A 16,020-nucleotide genomic window follows, 5' to 3' on the forward strand; every position below is an offset into this window, starting at 1 on the left:
GTGCGCGCTGGAGGAGCGGAGCGGGGGAAGCGCGCAGTGGGGTGGGGTGATCACTCCTCGTCCTTGCCGAAGCCGGCGACGACGTCACGGAGGGAGGCGAGCTGGGCGGTGATGGCGTCGCGGCGCTTGGCCATCCGGTCGACCTCGGCGCGGACCGCGGCCAGCTCGCGCTCGGCCTCGGCGGTGCCGGTCGAGGCGATCGACTCGGCCTGGGTGCGCGCGGAGGTGACGATCTGCTCGGCCTCGCGGCGGGCGCGGGAGAGCAGCGCCTCGGCCTCGGTGGTCGCCTGGGTGCGGTGCTCGGTGGCCTGGGCGGTGGCGGCCCGGGCGCGGTCCTCGGCGGCCGCGGCGCGCTCCTCGGCCTCCTCGACCAGGCGGCGGGTCTCTGCGGTGGCGCTCGCGTGGTGGTCGGTCGCCTCCCGGGCGAGCCGCTCCTTCTCCACGGCGAGCGCGCGCCGGGCCTCCTGGACCTCGCGGTCGGCGGCGGCGCGCAGCTGCTCGGCCTCGCGCTTGGTGGAGGTGCGCTGCTCGTTGGTCTCCTGGTCGGCGGCCAGCCGCAGCTGGTCGGCCTCGCGCTTGGCGGAGGCGATCAGGTCGGCGGCCTCGCTGCGGGCCAGCGAGCGCTCCTGCTCGGCGTCGGCCATCAGGCGGGCGCGGTTCTCGTCCAGCTCCTTGAGCTGGACCAGGCGCATGTCCTCGGCCTCGCGGGCCGCGTCGGCGCGGGTCGCCTTGGCGTCGCGGGTCGCCTGCTCGCGGATCTCGGCGGCGTCACGCTCGGCGTTGTCGCGGACCTCGCCCGCCTCCTCCTCGGCCAGACGGAGCATCGCGCTCGCGCGGCCGCCGAGGCCGGCGTACGACGGGTTCTCGTGCTCGTCGAGCTGCTGCTGCAGCGACTGGACCTGCTTCTCCAGCTCGAGCGCGCGCTGCTCGGACTCCCCGAGGCTGCGGCTCAGGCCGGCCTTCTCGGTGGCGAGCTGCTGCACGCGGGCGTCGACAGCGGTCTTGTCGTAGCCGCCGCGCCGGACCATCGGGAAGGTGCCCGCCGCGCCGCCCACGGCAGCCTGCGACGGAGCGGCGGCCGGGGGGAGGACCGGCGCCGGGGCCGGGGCCGGGGTCGCGGCCGCGGGGCGCGGCTGCGCGGGCGGCTGGGTACGGGCAGGCTGCTCCCGCGGGGGCACCGCGGGCATCACCTGGGTGGAGTCATCGTCGGCGACCGCAGCGTCCGCCGTGGCGTCCTCCGGCTCGTTGTCGTCGAAGATGGACAGTCCCTGGTCGCTCATGCGGCGCTACCTCTTCCGGCGGGTCGATCGGGTGTTGACGCCCAGTGTTGCGGATGAGACCGCGGGATCACAGGCCGGGTTGCCGTGAAATCGCAAGGAACCCCCGGCGGACCGGGGGTTCCTGCGTGGCTGGTCCGGGATCAGACGCCGCGGAAGCGGTTGATCGCGTCGAGGTGCTTCGCGCGCATCTCCTGGTCGCGGACGCCGAGGCCCTCCTCGGGCGCCAGGCAGAGCACGCCGACCTTGCCCTGGTGGGCGTTGTGGTGCACGTCGAGCGCGGCCTGGCCGACCTCGTCGAGGGTGTAGGTCTTCGACAGGGTCGGGTGGATCTTGCCCTGGGCGATGAGGCGGTTGGCCTCGTAGGCCTCGCGGTAGTTGGCGAAGTGGCTCGAGACGATCCGCTTGAGGTTCATCCACAGGTAGCGGTTGTCGTACTCGTGCATGAAGCCCGTGGTCGAGGCGCAGGTGGTGATGGTGCCGCCCTTGCGGGTCACGTAGACCGAGGCGCCGAAGGTCTCCCGGCCGGGGTGCTCGAAGACGATGTCGATGTCCTCGCCGCCGGTGAGCTCGCGGATCTTCTTGCCGAGGCGCTGCCACTCCTTGGGGTTCTGCTGGGTGTTGTCCTCGTTCCAGAACTGCCACTTCTCCTCGGAGCGGTTGATCACCATCTCCGCGCCCATCGACCGAACGATCTTGGCCTTCTCCTCGTTGGAGACCACGCAGATCGGGTTGGCGCCGCCGTTGAGGGCGTACTGCGTCGCGAAGCCGCCGAGGCCACCGGAGGCGCCCCAGATCAGGACGTTGTCGCCCTGCTTCATCTGGCCGGCGTTCTTCGACACCAGCTGGCGGTAGGCCGTGGCGTTGACCAGGCCGGGGGAGGCGGCCTCCTCCCAGGTGAGGTGCGCCGGCTTCGCGAGCAGCTGGTTGGACTTGACCAGGGCGATGTGCGCGAGGCCGCCGAAGTTGGTCTCGAAGCCCCAGATCCGCTGCTGCGGGTCCATCATCGTGTCGTCGTGACCGGCGGGGTCCTCGAGCTCGACGGACAGGCAGTGCGCGACGACCTCGGCGCCCGGCTTCCAGGCGGTGACGCCGGGGCCGGTCTTGAGCACGACGCCCGCGAGGTCGGAGCCGACCACGTGGTAGGGCAGGTCGTGGCGCTTGGTCAGCTCCGAGAGGCGGCCGTAGCGCTCGAGGAAGCCGAAGGTGGAGACCGGCTCGAAGATCGAGGTCCAGACGGTGTTGTAGTTGATGGCGCTCGCCATCACCGCGACCAGCGCCTCTCCCGGGCCGAGCTCGGGCAGCGCGACGTCCTCGACGTGGAGCGACTTGCGGGGGTCCTTGTCGCGGCTGTCGATGCCCTCGAACATGTCGACGTCGTCCTTGTGGACGGTCGCGGCGCGGTAGTGGTCGGGGATCTCGAGGTTTGCGAAGTCCTCAGAGGCAGTGTCGCCTGCCTGGATCGCGTCGAGGATGTGCTGCACGTCGGCTCCTGGGTGGGTCAGGGTCGGGCTTTGGCGGGGAGATTACCCATCGGTAACCGTGGGCGACACCCTCCGCGGTGTGACTTATTTCGCGGGCTCGACGAGCTCGACGAGGACGCCGCCGGCATCCTTGGGGTGGATGAAGTTGATCCGCGAGTCCGAGGTGCCGCGGCGCGGCTCGTCGTACAGCAGGCGCACGCCGCGCTCGCGCAGGATCGCGCAGACCTCGTCGACGTCGACGACGCGGTAGGCCATCTGCTGGATGCCCGGGCCCTTGCTGTCGAGGAACTTCGCGATCGTGGACTGCTCGTTGAGCGGCGCGAGCAGCTGGATGTGGGAGCCGGAGTCGCCGACGGCCATCATGGCCTCGCGCACGCCCTGCTCCTCGTTGACCTCCTGGTGCGCCAGGCGCATGCCGTAGGTGCCCTCGTAGAAGGCGATCGCGGCGTCGAGGTCGGGCACGGCGATGCCGACGTGGTCGATGGCGGTGAAGAGGTGCGTGGCGGCGTCCAGACTCATGCCGGACATGGTCGTACGGCGCGGGGCCGGCCGCGAGTGCGTGTGACATGTTCCACCCTCGCCCCGCAGGTGACCCGTGGGTAGGGTCGGCGACAGGACCACCCCTTGATCTCTGGAGGCTTGTCATGTCCGGAACGTCCGTCATCGTCGCGGGTGCACGCACCCCGATCGGCCGCCTGCTCGGCGGCCTGAAGAGCCTCTCGGCGGCCGAGCTCGGCGGCGTCGCCATCAAGGGCGCGCTGGAGAAGGCCGGCGTCGCGCCGGAGCAGGTCGACTACCTGATCATGGGCCAGGTCATCCTCGCCGGCGCCGGGCAGAACCCCGCCCGGGCCGCCGGCATCGCGGCTGGCCTGCCGTGGAGCATGCCGTCGATCACCATCAACAAGGTCTGCCTCTCCGGCCTCAACTCCATCGCGATGGCCGACCAGATGATCCGCGCGGGCGAGGTCGAGATCGTCGTCGCCGGCGGCATGGAGTCGATGACCAACGCCCCGCACGTCCTGCCGAAGTCGCGCGAGGGCTTCAAGTTCGGTGACGTGAAGCTCGTCGACTCGATGGCCTACGACGCCCTCTACGACCAGGCCACCCAGCAGGCCATGGGCGGGCTGACCGAGCAGATCAACGCCGAGGGCGTGAAGCTCACCCGCGAGGAGCAGGACGCGTTCGCGGCCGCCTCGCACCAGAAGGCCGCCGAGGCCTGGAAGAACGGCGTCTTCGACGACGAGGTCGTCCCCGTCACCATCCCGCAGCGCAAGGGCGACCCGATCGTCGTCTCCGCCGACGAGGGCGTGCGTGGCGACACGACCGCCGAGTCGCTGGCCAAGCTGCCCCCGGCGTTCGCCAAGGACGGCACCATCACGGCCGGCTCGGCCTCCCAGATCTCCGACGGCGCGGCCGCCGTGGTCGTGATGAGCAAGGCCAAGGCCGAGGAGCTCGGCCTGGAGTGGCTCGCCGAGATCGGCGCCCACGGCATGGTCGCCGGCCCCGACTCCTCGCTGCAGCTGCAGCCGGCCAACGCCACGCAGAAGGCCCTCGACAAGGAGGGCATCACCGCCGCGGACCTCGACCTGGTCGAGTTCAACGAGGCGTTCGCCGCGGTCGGCATCGAGTCGACGCGCGCCCTCGGCCTCGACGGGAGCAAGGTCAACGTCAACGGCGGCGCGATCGCGCTCGGTCACCCCGTCGGCATGTCCGGCACCCGGGTCGTCCTGCACCTCGCGCTCGAGCTCAAGCGTCGCGGTGGCGGCGTCGGTGCGGCGGCTCTCTGCGGCGGCGGCGGCCAGGGCGACGCCCTGATCGTGCGTGTCCCCCAGGGCTGACGCCGACGTCACGGACCTCGTCGCGCGCGCCCGCGCCGGCGAGGCCCGGGCGGTCGCCCGCCTCATCTCGCTCGTCGAGGACGAGTCGCCGCTGCTGCGCGAGGTGATGACCGAGCTCGCGCCGTACGCCGGGCGCGCCCACGTCGTGGGCATCACCGGTGCGCCGGGGGTCGGCAAGTCGACCTCGACCAGCGCGCTGGTGGCGGAGCTCCGGCGCGCCGGCAGGCGGGTCGGGGTGCTGGCGGTCGACCCGTCGTCGCCCTTCTCCGGCGGCGCGCTGCTGGGCGACCGGGTCCGGATGGGCGAGCACGCGCTCGACCCCGGCGTCTTCATCCGGTCGATGGCCGCCCGCGGCCACCTCGGTGGCCTCGCGTGGACGACGCCCCAGGCGTTGCGGGTGCTCGACGCCGCCGGCTGTGACGTGATCCTCGTCGAGACCGTCGGGGTCGGGCAGAGCGAGGTCGAGGTGGCGGCGCTCGCCGACACCACCCTCGTGCTCCTCGCGCCCGGGATGGGCGACGGCATCCAGGCCGCGAAGGCCGGGATCCTCGAGATCGGCGACCTCTACGTCGTCAACAAGGCCGACCGCGACGGCGCCGACCAGGTCCGCCGCGACCTCCGGTCGATGCTCGCGCTCGGCGACCGCCCCGAGGGTGCGTGGAGGCCGCCGATCGTGAAGACCGTCGCCTCGTCCGGCACCGGCGTCGACGAGGTGGTCGCCGAGATCGACCGGCACCGCGCCTGGCTCTCCGACAGCGGCGAGCTCGAGCGCCGGCGTACCCGCCGCGCCCGTGAGGAGATCGAGGCGATCGCGCTCACCACGCTGCGTCGGCGGTGGGACGACGACCGCGGCCGCGCCGACGTCGGTCGGCTGGCCGCGGAGGTCGTCGCCGGCACCTCCGATCCCTACGCAGCGGCTGACGAGCTGCTCGGCACCGTCCCGGACTGACGGGAGCGCGGGCGGCCCGGGAGGAACGCCGCGGCGAGCGCCACCGCCGCCGTGGTCACGCTCAGGTAGACGAGGCTGGCCCCGAAGGCGTCCACCATGCCGGCATCGACCCGGCCGAAGAAGACGATGCCGACCAGCGCGACGCCCAGCGCGTTGCCCACCTGCTGCACGGTCGAGGCGGTGCCGGACACGGTGCCCGCGTGCTCGACCGCCACCGAGCCCATGACGGTGCCGACCAGTGCCGCGAGGGCGACCCCCATCCCGAGCCCGGCGACGGCGAGGCCCGGCGCGAGCCACGCCACGGACCCGCCCACGCCGACGTGCTCGACCGCGGCCAGCAGCAGGAGGTGACCGATCCCGAAGGTGGCCGCCCCGCCGGTGATCGCCGCGCGGGCGCCGTACCGACCGACGAGGGCGCCTGCCTCGGCGGTACCGACCATGTACGCCGCCGCGACGATCGTGAAGACCGCGCCGGAGGCGAGCGGGCCGAGGCCGCGGCCGTCCTGGAGGTAGAGCGCGAGCACCAGGAAGTACGACGCCATGCCCGTGAAGAGCAGCGCCTGGCCGACGAGGCCGGCGCGGACCGGGCGAGCGCCGAGGGCGGCCGGGTCGAGCAGCGGCCGGGTCCCGCGCCGGCGCAGGGCGCGGCCGCGCAGCCAGGCCAGCTCGGCCAGGAGGGCCGCTCCGGCCAGGCTCGCCCAGGTCCAGAGCGGCCAGCCCTGGCGCTGTCCCTCCACCAGCGGCAGCACCAGGGCCGTCAGCGAGGCGACGACGAGCGACGCCTCCACGACGTCGACCCGCGGCGCGCCGGGGACCCGGGTGTCGGGCAGGAACCGGGGCGCGGCGGCCAGCGCCACCAGACCGATCGGCACGTTGACCAGGAAGATCGCCCGCCAGCCGGTGCCGGCCAGGTCGAGGTGGATCAGCAACCCGCCGACGAGCTGGCCGGACGCCGCGGCCACGCCCATCACCGTCGCGTAGGCGCCGAGGGCGCGCACCCGCTGCGGCCCGGCGTACACGTCGCCGATCAGCGCGAGCACGGTCGGGCCGACGGCGGCTGCGGCCGCGCCCTGGACCAGCCGGGCCAGGACCAGCGTGGTGGTGTCGGGTGCGAAGCCGCACGCCGCCGAGCTGGCGACGAAGAGGGCGACGCCGAGCAGGAAGACCCGTCGGCGGCCCCAGCGGTCGGCGACCCGGCTCGCGACGAGCAGCAGCCCGCCGAAGGTGAGGCCGTAGCCGGCGACGAGCCACTCGAGGGCGGTGTTGCCGGCGTGGAGGTCGCGCTGCACCGACGGCAGCGCGACGTTGACGACGAAGAAGTCGAGGACGATGAGGAAGGTGCCGGTCAGCAGCACCGCGAGGGGGCCGCGCCGGAGGCTGGTGTCTGTCATGGTGCCGTTCTCGACCCTCCGGCAGCAGGAGGGTCAACTCTCCTGCTGGGGGAGGGTGCAGAGTGACGGCCATGGCGGACCTGCTGAGCATCGGCGACTTCTCGCGGATGACCTTCCTGACGGTGAAGGCGCTGCGGCACTACCACGACGTCGGCCTCCTCGAGCCGGCCCGGATCGACGACCACAGCGGCTACCGCTACTACCGGCCCGAGCAGGTCGCCGCCGCCCGGCTGATCCGGCGCCTGCGCGACCTCGACCTCCCGGTCGACGACGTCCGCGCGGTGCTGGCGGCTCCCGACGAGCAGGCCCGCAACCGTGTGATCGTCGAGCACCTGGAGCGGATGAGCCGGCAGCTGCGGGCGACCCAGGAGACGGTCGACTCGCTGCGGCAGATGCTCGCGGGCGAGGACGACCTGACCGTCGTCGAGCGGGACGAGCCGGCGTGCACGGCGCTCGCCGTCCGTGGGGTGGTGACCGGCGAGCACGTCGTCGGCTGGTGGCTGGAGGCCTTCGCGGAGCTGCACCGGCTGCTGCGCACCTCCGGGGTCGGGCGCACCGGGCCCGACGGCGCCGTCTTCCCGACCGCGTTCTTCACCGATGGTCAGGCGGAGCTCGTGGCCTTCGTCCCGGTCGCGTCCGTCCCGCCGCTGCCGGGCCGGGTGGAGGCCATCGACCGACCGGCCACGCGCTACGCGGTCGCGGCGTACGACGGGCCGATGCTCGACCTCGACGGCGCCTACTCGGCCGTCGGTCGTCACGTCACCGAGCGGGCGGCAGCCGGGGACGGGCCGGTCGTCGAGCGCTACCTGCCGACCGGCGATCCCGACGACCTCCTTGCCCACACGACCGAGGTGTGCTGGCCTATGCGCTCGTGAGCATCGCGAGCGGACCGCTGATCCAGGTCGCCTGGGTCACCGACGACATCGACGCGACCGAGCGGCTGCTGACCGAGCAGTTCGGCGTCGCGGCCTGGACCCGGATCCCGGACGTCCGCTTCGGCCCCGAGGACACGACGCTGCGCGGCGAGCCGGTCGACCTCACCCTGCACGTCTCGCTCGGCTACTCCGGCGAGCTGCAGCTGGAGCTGATCCAGCCGCTGACGGGCGAGTCGATCTACACCGAGTTCCTGGCGGCGCACGGGCCTGGGCTGCACCACGTCTGCTTCGCGGTCGACGACCTGGAGGCGGCCTGCGCCGCCGCGGTGGACGCCGGGGTGCCGGTGCTGATGCGCGGATCGATGATGGGCGGCGAGATCGAGTTCGCTTATATCGACTCCTCCGTCGTCGACGACGGCTCCGCCGGCGGAGCGCCGTACGTCGAGCTGGCCAGGATCGGCCCGCAGATGCAGGCCTTCTACGACGCGGTGCGTGCAGGATGAGGACCGCGCTGGTCACCGGGGCGGGGGAGCGCTCGCTCGGTGAGGCGACCGCGGACGCCTTGCGGGCACAGGGCTTCCGGGTCCTGACGACCACCCGCACCTGCCCCGTCGGCTCGGACACGCACCCGCTCGAGCTCGCCTCGCGGGAGTCGGTCGCCGCCCTCGCCGCCTGGGTGGGTGCGACCACCGACCGGCTCGACGTGCTCGTCAACAACGCGGGCATCCACCTCGACCTGCGCTCGAAGTGGCGGGAGCCGCAGCTGGTCGACGGCCACGAGATCCACTGGCGCACCAACTACCTCGGCACCGCCCAGCTGACCCGCCTGCTCCTCCCGCTCCTGCTCGCCACCGCCGAGGCGCACGGCGAGGCGCGCGTGGTCGACGTGGTCTCCAAGCTCCACGAGCGCGGCCGCAACGCATGGCTGACCGGGCCGGTCACGCCGTACGACTCCTGGGCGGCGTACGGCACCTCCAAGCTGGCGCTCGTCCACGAGGCCGCCGAGATCGAGCGGCGGTACGGCGACCGCGGGCTGCACGGCTACTCCCTGCACCCCGGCTCGGTCTACACCCGGATCGCCGACCGCGGCCTGGAGACCGCGCCCGTGCTCGGCCGGCTTCGCAGGCTCGCCGCGCCGCTGGAGCGCCGTACCCTCACCTCTCCGGAGGAGGGCGCCCGGACCACGGTCTTCTGCGCGACCTCGCCCGACGCGGTGCCCGGCGGCTACCACCGCCGGTCCGCGGTCGCGGAGCCGTCGGCGGACGCGCGCGACGCGGCGGTCGCCGCCCGGTTGTGGGACGTCACGTCCGCCGATCTGGTCTAGACCGGCGTGTCGGGCTGCATCGCGCCCGGGATCTCGATAGACACGGCGACCATGAAGAAGGCCGTGATCGTCGTCCTCGTCGCGTTCGGCGTGTTCTGGCTCGTGACCGACCCGCACGGGCTCGCGAAGTCCGCGCGCAAGGCCGGCGACAGCGGCGCGTCGGTGACGGCCGACGTCTTCGACTCGGTGATCACCTTCGTCCGCGACCTGCAGTAGCGGGGCTGTGGTGGGCCTGGCCTCCTGGACCGACCCGGTCATCGCCAAGCACCTCCTCCGGGACGAGGGGGAGGTGATCGTCGACGAGGTGCGCCACCACTGGGCCGCCTACACCCGCCCGGCCCTCGAGGCGCTGCTCGCGATCGGGCTGCTGGTCGTCACCGCCGTCGCCCCGGTCGACGTCGCGTGGATCCCGTTCTTCCTCGCCTGCGCCGCGCTGCTGCACGCCGGCTGGCTGACCCTGCGGGAGCACCGCGACCGCTTCGTGATCACCAACATGCGCGTCTTCCGCGTGCACGGGGTGATCAGCCAGAGCCTGGCCACGATGCCCCTGAGCCGGATCCTCGACATCACCGTCCGGCGGCCGCTGCACGGGCGGTTGCTGGGCTTCGGGCACTTCGTCTTCGAGTCGGCCGCCCGCGAGCAGGGCATCCGCGACATCCGGTACGTCGGGCGTCCCTACGAGCGCGACCTGGCGATCCAACGGGTGGTCCAACGCGCCGGCCTGCGCGGCGGCCACGATCGGCTGCGCGGCTGACCTCGTGATGAGACGATCGCCACATGCGCATCCGGACAGCCCTCGTCGCCATCTCGCTCGCGGCCCTCGCCGCGACGGCGTTCCACCCGGTCGGGGCGGCCTCGGCCGCTGATCCCGAGGGGACGGTGCGGGGGAGCGTCAACCAGCTGTCGGTGCTGGACGCGACGCCCGGTGCGCACGTCGAGCTGCTCGACGCCGACAGTGCGGTGGTCGGCACCGGCACCGTCGACGAGCAGGGCAGCTTCCTGTGGCGCGAGCTCGACCCGGGCACGTACGCCGTGCGCGAGGACGGCGTGAGCCTCGGCACCGGCGACGTCACCGACTTCGCCGGCCCGGCGCCGGCGCAGTCGCTCTACGACGACCAGACCCTGAGCGAAGGCTTCAACTACATCACCACCCGCGACGGCACCACGCTCTCGGCGAACGTGACCTTCCCGTCCGGCGCGATGCCCGCGGGTGGCTACCCGACGGTCGTGGAGTACTCCGGCTACGACCCGAGCAACCCCGCCAACACCACGATGGCGACGCTCTTCAACACGCTCGGCTACGCCTACGTCGGCGTGAACGTCCGTGGCACCGGCTGCTCCGGCGGCGCGTTCATGACCTTCGAGCCGATCCAGAGCGTCGACGGCTACGACACCATCGAGACCGTCGCGGCCCAGTCCTGGGTGGCCGGCAAGGTCGGCATGGTCGGCATCTCCTACCCCGGCATCGAGCAGCTCTACGTCGCGCGCACCGAGCCGCCGCACCTGGCCGCGATCACGCCGCTCTCGGTCATCGACGACACCTACCGCGGCACGCTCTACCCGGGCGGCATCCTCAACACCGGCTTCGCCGTCCCGTGGGCGCAGGAGCGCGCCGACCAGGCGGAGCCCTACGGTCAGCAGTGGGCGAAGGACCGGGCCGACGCGGGCGACACGGTGTGCGCGGAGAACCAGCGGGTCCGGCTCCAGAACGTCGACCTCGGCACGATGATCGACCAGAATCCGACGTACGACCCCGCGGTGCTCGACCAGATCAACCCGAGCCTGTGGGTCAAGGACATCAACGTCCCGGTATTCCTCGCCGGCGCCTGGCAGGACGAGCAGACCGGCGGGCACTTCCCGAACTTCCTCGACGACTTCGCGCCGGGTGTGCCCGTCTACGCGACCATGACCAACGGCTCCCACGCGGAGTCGCTGAGCCTCGGGATCTTCGGGCGGTACGCCGACTTCCTCGACCTCTACGTCGGCAAGCGGGTGCCCGGCTCGGCCAAGCAGTTCGTCGCGCCCGTGCTCTCCCAGTCGATCACCGGCGTCTCCGGGCTGTCGCTGCCGAAGCAGATCGACTACACCGGCCTGAGCTACCAGCAGGCGCTCGCGAAGTACGAGGCGCAGAAGCCGGTCCGGATCCTCTTCGAGGAGGGCGCCGCCGCCGGCCAGCCGTCCGGCTCACCGCTGCCGCGCTTCGAGAAGTCCTTCTCCGCCTGGCCGATCGAGTCGGCGAAGCCGACCGCCTGGTACCTCGGCAAGCGCCGGCTGCGCAACCACCCGGTCGACTCCTCGGTCGCCGACGGCGTCCGCCGCTACTCCGCCGACCCGTCCGCGCTGCCGGCCACCGACTTCCCGGACCCGGACGCCAACATCTGGGCGGCGCACCCGACGTACGACTGGCAGCAGATCCCGAAGGGCAAGGGCCTCGGCTGGATCAGCGCGCCGCTGAAGAAGACGATGGTCTCGATCGGCTCCGGCTCGCTCGACGTGTGGATCCGCACCCCCGACGCCGACGACACCGACCTCGAGGCCACCATCTCCGAGGTGCGACCGAACGGCACCGAGGTCTACGTGCAGTCCGGCTGGCTCCGGGCCAGCCACCGCAAGCTGGACGCCGCCGAGTCGACCGTCACCAACCCGGTGCACACCGACCTCGCCGCCGACCAGGCGCCGCTGCCGGCCGGCCAGTTCACGAAGGTCCGCCTCGCGCTCTTCCCCTTCGCCCAGCCCTTCCGCAAGGGCTCCCGGATCCGGATCACCCTGGACGCGCCCGGTGGCGCCAGGCCGCTGTGGGCCTTCGACACCACGATCGCCCACGGCGAGACCGTCCAGGTCGCGGCCGACCGCAAGCACCCCTCCCGGCTGGTGCTCCCGATCGTCCCCGGCGTGAAGGTCCCCGCGAAGGCGCCCGCCTGCGCGTCCCTGCGCAGCCAGCCCTGCCGCACCTACCCGTGATGATCGGCGGGATCCCGGGCCTGGTGTGGACGCCTGCGTCGGCGTCCCCGGAGGCACCGGTCCCGCTGGTCCTGCTCGGGCACCCGGGCGGCCTCGACCGGATGCGACCCCGGCTGGAGGCGCGTGCGCGCGAGGCGATGTCCTCCGGCTTCGCGGCGGCCACGCTCGAGCTGCCCGGGAGCGGCGAGCGGACGCCGCTCGTCGGCGTCGACGAGGCGCGCGCCGAGCTGCGCGAGGCCATCCTCTCCGGGCGGCTGCCGAGCGCGGACGTCGTCGACCGGCTGATCCTGCCGCTGGTCGAGCAGGCGGTCCCCGAGTGGCAGGCGGCACTGGACGAGCTTCTCGACCGTCCCGAGATCGCCGGCCCGGTCGGCTTCTCCGGTGGCGTGATCTCCATCGGGGTCCGCCTGGCCCGCGTCGAGCCGCGCATCGTGGCCGCCGGTCTCTTCGCCGGGAGCGTCGTGCCCGCCTCGATCATGGAGGAGGCCAGGCTCGTCACCATCCCGGTGCACGTCCTGCTCCAGTGGGACGACGAGGGCAACGACCGGCAGGCCGCCCTCGACCTCTACGACGCCTTCGGCTCCGCGGAGAAGACGCTCCAGGCCAACCTGGGCGGCCACACCGGCGTTCCGGCGTACGCCGGCGAGGACGCCGCGCGCTTCCTCGCGCGCCACCTCGGCGACCCAGTCGCTTAGCAGCGCTCGCTGGTGACATCGACGACGTACTGCCGGCCGATGGCGTCGGTCCAGAGGTAGCTCTGGTCGGGGCGGCGCTGGTAGCGCCATCGATGTCGGGTCTTGGCGCGGTGGTGGTGGCGGCAGAGTGCGGCGAGGTTGCTCGGTGAGGTGGGGCCGCCGTCCTCGTGGGGGATGACGTGGTCGAGGTCGCAGGAGCGGGCGTCGGTCTGGCAGCCGGGGAAGACGCAGTGGCGGTCGCGAAGGATGACGAGCTCGCGCATCCAGGCAGGCGGGTCGTGCCGTTCGACGGCGTCGTCGCGGTCGGTGCGGATCACGGGCACGATGGTGACCGCGCTGTGGCCGACCCACTCCCTGATCCGGGCGATGGTGAGGGGACCGAGGCGCTCGACGGAGCCGACGCCGATGGTCTCGTCGGTGAGGTCCGCGAGGTCGGCGTGGACATAGAGACGGGTACGCCGAGGGCGGCTGCCGCTGAAGGTCCCGAGCCCGGCGACGGCCTTGGCGCGGCGAACCTCGATCGGGTCGTGGTCGCCGGCCTTCCCCGCGGCGACGGCGTCCGCGTTGAGGGTCTCGAAGAGGTCGGTGAGGACCGCGGTGTCGCCGGTGATCTCGAGGATGCTGGTGCCGACCCAGCGGCCCGGGCCGGTGGATGGGCCATGGAAGAGGCGGACGTCCCAGTGCCGGCGGGCCAGCTCCTCCTCGGTGTCCTGGGTGGTGGGGTCGGTCTGCGCGGTCACCTGCGCGATGGCCTTGTCGATGGTGACCAGCCCACAGATCGCGGCCTTGGGGGCGATGAGGTCGTCGACGAGCCGCGCGTGGTCGGCGGGGAGGTGGTGGGTGGCCTGGACGATCCGGCGGGCGCGCCAGACGGGGACCTCGAGTCGCTCGACCCGGGCCCACAGTCGTGGGTGGCGGTGGGCGAGGTCGAGGGTGTCGGCGATGAGCTGTCGCACCGATCCGGGGCTCGCGCCGAGGGCGGCCGCGAGCGGTTCGGCGGTGAACTCCTCGACCGGCGGCGTGCCGTCGCCGCCGGCGATCTCGACCCGGCCACGGGCGACCTCGGTGGGGTCTGCCGGGTGAGCGTGTGCCCACTGGAGCACGCAGCGCAGCTTGGCCAGCTCGGCGACCCAGACCTCGCGCTCGGCGTCCGTGCACAGGGACAGCAGAGCGTCGGCGTCGAGGTCCGCGACCTGCGCCTGCTCGTGCCCGCTGTCCACCGTGGTCATGGGTCCATCCCAGCACCGACCACCGACACTCCGACGCCCAGAACCCCGATATCCACAGGGTTCTAGGTCACGGAGTGATCACGAACTTCGCTATCCCTGAGCACTCACACCGGGGACTCCGAGCGTCGTCGCTGCTCGAGCCATTGCTGCCCGAACCGATCCCAGACGGCCCGGCGTTCCTGGTCGATCTTGGCGATCTTCGACGGGTCGAGGTCCTGCTCCGCGGACATGCCCACGTACCAGATGAGTTTCTGCTCGAGCGCGTACCAATCGTGCATGGCTTCCTCGGCCATGATCCAGCGTGATCGCCAGTTGAAGTAGGGCTCGATCGCACCGATCGTCGTCACCAAGGCGGTACAGACGAAACCCGCCGCGGCCAGATGGTCGAGCTCGGCGAAACCCAGCAGGATGGTTGCCGCAGCTGACAGGGCCAGAGCGCCGAACTTCGTCACGCTCGCGAACAGCCGCCATCGTGAGCGGCGTCGCCGGCCGTAGTTCTCGGCCTCCTGCAAGCGCTTTCGTAGAAGCTGCGCGAGCGCGAATGGGGGAAGGTCCTTTGCGAGTTCCTCTGGGACGTACCCGTTGTTCGGCGGCTGGGGCCGCACCCGACTGATGCCCGGCGAATGAGAGGCCGCCTCGCGACCGCAGCGCAGCTGGCGGTGAGGCGCGGGGGGTTTCGAGGCTCAGGTGCCAGGGCGCCTTCGCACCTCAACCACCGCACGCGCCCGAGAGCTCGCCGTACCTGACGCATTGGCTGCGTTTCGGCGCCTGGAGCGACCATCTCGTCAGGTACGTGGGGCGACCGACGGCCCGCCGCGTCACCACCACGCGCGGCGCGACCGCACCTCGGCCGGCCGCGGGCCACGCACCGAGATCTCCCGGGGCCGTCGGCGCGGTCGACTAGGGTCGCCCGCGTGACGCTTGAGTTCGACCCGATCGACGAGGCCGCGCGGCAGTGGGGGCAGCGGTGGGAGCGGGTGCCGGCGATGCACGCGGTGACGTCGCTGATGCGGGTGCAGCAGCTGGTGATCGGGCGGTTGGACGCGATCCTCAAGCCGCACGGGCTGACGTTCGCGCGCTACGAGGCGCTGGTGCTGCTCGTCTTCTCCTCGCGCGGCTCGCTGCCGCTGGGCAAGATGGGGGAGCGGCTGCAGGTGCACCCGACGTCGGTGACGTCGATCGTGCGGCGGCTGGAGTCGGCGGGCCTGATCACCCGGCGCGCCCACCCCGACGACGGCCGTGCGGTGCTCGCCGAGATCACGCCGGAGGGCCGGGCGCTGGTGGAGCTGGCGACGCAGGACCTCGTGGACGCCGACTTCGCGCTCGGCGCGCTCGAGGACGACGACCTCGGCACCATCTCGGCGCTGCTGCGCCCGATCCGCCAGGCGGCGGGGGACTTCTAGGAGGCGCGATGGTCACGGCCGACGACGTGCGCGGCGTCGGCCTCGCGCTGCCCCGCACCTACGAGTTCTTCACCGGGGGCCGCGCGAAGCTCAAGGTCCGGCAGATCGTGTACGTCGGGTTCAGCCGGGACGAGACCGCGATGGGCTTCGGCTACCCCAAGGACGCCCGCGACGGGTTGATCGAGTCCGCGCCCGACACGTTCTTCCTGCCGTCGACCAGCGACCTGCGCTACCAGTGGGTGTGCGCCCACCTGGACCGGCTCGACGGGGAGGAGATGCGCGAGCTGGTCACCGACGCGTGGCGCATGTGCACCCCGAAGATGCTGCACGACCTGCCCGAGATGCCGCCCCCGACCGCACGCGCGTGGAACGCGATCGACTCCCAGGAGTGGGCCGAGGTGAAGGAGCTGCTGCACCCCTACCTCCACTTCACCGACGGCGCCACGCAGCTGCGCGGCCGGGTCGACGTGCTCGCGCATCTCAGGGACCACCCCATCCCCAAGCCGCCCACCGACGTCGAGATCCGCGACGGACAGGTCTATCGCTGGACCCGCTGAGGACCAACGTCCCGAGCCCGGCCGGTCGAAAGGTGGT

General features: G+C 72.5%; 17 protein-coding genes. 11 read left to right on the forward strand and 6 right to left on the reverse strand.

All coding sequences use genetic code 11. From position 1 onward, the window contains the following. Positions 1-50 precede the first annotated feature (50 nt). The 3 genes from K8U61_RS00545 to mce form a co-directional block, all read right to left on the reverse strand. Complete coding sequence (locus K8U61_RS00545) at positions 51-1,280, reverse strand: coiled-coil domain-containing protein (protein ID WP_224121004.1); 1,230 nt, start codon at positions 1,278-1,280, stop codon at positions 51-53. Between the two features lie 140 nt (positions 1,281-1,420). Next, a complete protein-coding gene (ccrA, locus tag K8U61_RS00550; RefSeq protein WP_224121005.1) occupies positions 1,421-2,761 on the reverse strand; it encodes a crotonyl-CoA carboxylase/reductase in 1,341 nt (446 codons plus the stop codon). Between the two features lie 84 nt (positions 2,762-2,845). Then, a complete protein-coding gene (gene mce / locus K8U61_RS00555) occupies positions 2,846-3,289 on the reverse strand; it encodes a methylmalonyl-CoA epimerase (protein WP_224121006.1) in 444 nt (147 codons plus the stop codon). Positions 3,290-3,405: 116 nt separating this feature from the next. Between mce and K8U61_RS00560 the strand changes: the two genes are divergently transcribed. Beyond that, positions 3,406-4,599 carry an acetyl-CoA C-acetyltransferase gene (locus K8U61_RS00560; protein WP_224121007.1) on the forward strand — a complete coding sequence of 398 codons (1,194 nt, stop codon included), beginning with the start codon at positions 3,406-3,408 and terminating at the stop codon, positions 4,597-4,599. Then, positions 4,583-5,548 carry a methylmalonyl Co-A mutase-associated GTPase MeaB gene (meaB, locus tag K8U61_RS00565; protein ID WP_224121008.1) on the forward strand — a complete coding sequence of 322 codons (966 nt, stop codon included), beginning with the start codon at positions 4,583-4,585 and terminating at the stop codon, positions 5,546-5,548. The genes K8U61_RS00560 and meaB overlap by 17 nt, the downstream gene beginning before the upstream one ends. Here meaB and K8U61_RS00570 read toward each other — a convergent pair. Continuing rightward, on the reverse strand, positions 5,506-6,939 hold the full coding sequence (locus tag K8U61_RS00570) for an MFS transporter (protein ID WP_224121009.1): 1,434 nt from the start codon (positions 6,937-6,939) through the stop codon (positions 5,506-5,508). The genes meaB and K8U61_RS00570 overlap by 43 nt on opposite strands. A 71-nt stretch (positions 6,940-7,010) precedes the next feature. Here K8U61_RS00570 and K8U61_RS00575 point away from each other — a divergent pair, with 71 nt between their 5' ends. Genes K8U61_RS00575 through K8U61_RS00605 form a run of 7 tightly spaced genes read left to right on the forward strand, consistent with a single transcriptional unit; the run spans position 7,011 to position 12,794 of the window. Further along, positions 7,011-7,814 carry a MerR family transcriptional regulator gene (locus K8U61_RS00575; RefSeq protein ID WP_224121010.1) on the forward strand — a complete coding sequence of 268 codons (804 nt, stop codon included), beginning with the start codon at positions 7,011-7,013 and terminating at the stop codon, positions 7,812-7,814. Continuing rightward, complete coding sequence (locus K8U61_RS00580; protein WP_224121011.1) at positions 7,811-8,317, forward strand: VOC family protein; 507 nt, start codon at positions 7,811-7,813, stop codon at positions 8,315-8,317. The genes K8U61_RS00575 and K8U61_RS00580 overlap by 4 nt, the downstream gene beginning before the upstream one ends. Continuing rightward, entirely contained in the window at positions 8,314-9,138 is an 825-nt protein-coding gene (locus K8U61_RS00585) for an SDR family NAD(P)-dependent oxidoreductase (protein WP_224121012.1), read from the forward strand. Before K8U61_RS00580 ends, K8U61_RS00585 begins: the two co-directional genes overlap by 4 nt. A 51-nt stretch (positions 9,139-9,189) precedes the next feature. Beyond that, positions 9,190-9,354, forward strand: a complete 165-nt coding sequence (locus K8U61_RS00590) for a hypothetical protein (protein WP_224121013.1) — start codon at positions 9,190-9,192, stop codon at positions 9,352-9,354. 10 nt (positions 9,355-9,364) lie between these two features. Continuing rightward, positions 9,365-9,892: a PH domain-containing protein gene (locus K8U61_RS00595; RefSeq protein ID WP_224121014.1), complete on the forward strand. Its 528-nt coding sequence runs from the start codon at positions 9,365-9,367 to the stop codon at positions 9,890-9,892. Between the two features lie 23 nt (positions 9,893-9,915). Further along, positions 9,916-12,099 carry a CocE/NonD family hydrolase gene (locus K8U61_RS00600; RefSeq protein WP_224121015.1) on the forward strand — a complete coding sequence of 728 codons (2,184 nt, stop codon included), beginning with the start codon at positions 9,916-9,918 and terminating at the stop codon, positions 12,097-12,099. After that, positions 12,099-12,794 (forward strand): alpha/beta hydrolase, encoded by a 696-nt coding sequence (locus tag K8U61_RS00605; protein ID WP_224121016.1) that lies wholly within the window; start codon positions 12,099-12,101, stop codon positions 12,792-12,794. The genes K8U61_RS00600 and K8U61_RS00605 overlap by 1 nt, the downstream gene beginning before the upstream one ends. Here the strand turns inward: K8U61_RS00605 and K8U61_RS00610 are convergent. Continuing rightward, the gene (locus K8U61_RS00610) at positions 12,791-14,023 is read right to left on the reverse strand and encodes an HNH endonuclease signature motif containing protein (protein WP_224121017.1); all 1,233 of its coding nucleotides are present in this window, start codon (positions 14,021-14,023) and stop codon (positions 12,791-12,793) included. The genes K8U61_RS00605 and K8U61_RS00610 overlap by 4 nt on opposite strands. 104 nt (positions 14,024-14,127) lie before the next feature. Then, on the reverse strand, positions 14,128-14,535 hold the full coding sequence (locus K8U61_RS00615; protein WP_263426471.1) for an SLATT domain-containing protein: 408 nt from the start codon (positions 14,533-14,535) through the stop codon (positions 14,128-14,130). A 402-nt stretch (positions 14,536-14,937) separates the two neighbouring features. Between K8U61_RS00615 and K8U61_RS00620 the strand changes: the two genes are divergently transcribed. Continuing rightward, positions 14,938-15,426, forward strand: a complete 489-nt coding sequence (locus K8U61_RS00620) for a MarR family winged helix-turn-helix transcriptional regulator (RefSeq protein ID WP_224121019.1) — start codon at positions 14,938-14,940, stop codon at positions 15,424-15,426. A gap of 8 nt (positions 15,427-15,434) precedes the next feature. Continuing rightward, positions 15,435-15,983, forward strand: a complete 549-nt coding sequence (locus tag K8U61_RS00625; protein ID WP_224121020.1) for an MmcQ/YjbR family DNA-binding protein — start codon at positions 15,435-15,437, stop codon at positions 15,981-15,983. The last annotated feature ends 37 nt before the right edge of the window (positions 15,984-16,020 follow it).

Origin of the sequence: Nocardioides mangrovi, from assembly GCF_020073815.1 — a bacterium.
In the GTDB taxonomy this organism is placed as follows: Bacteria; Actinomycetota; Actinomycetes; order Propionibacteriales; family Nocardioidaceae; genus Nocardioides; species Nocardioides mangrovi.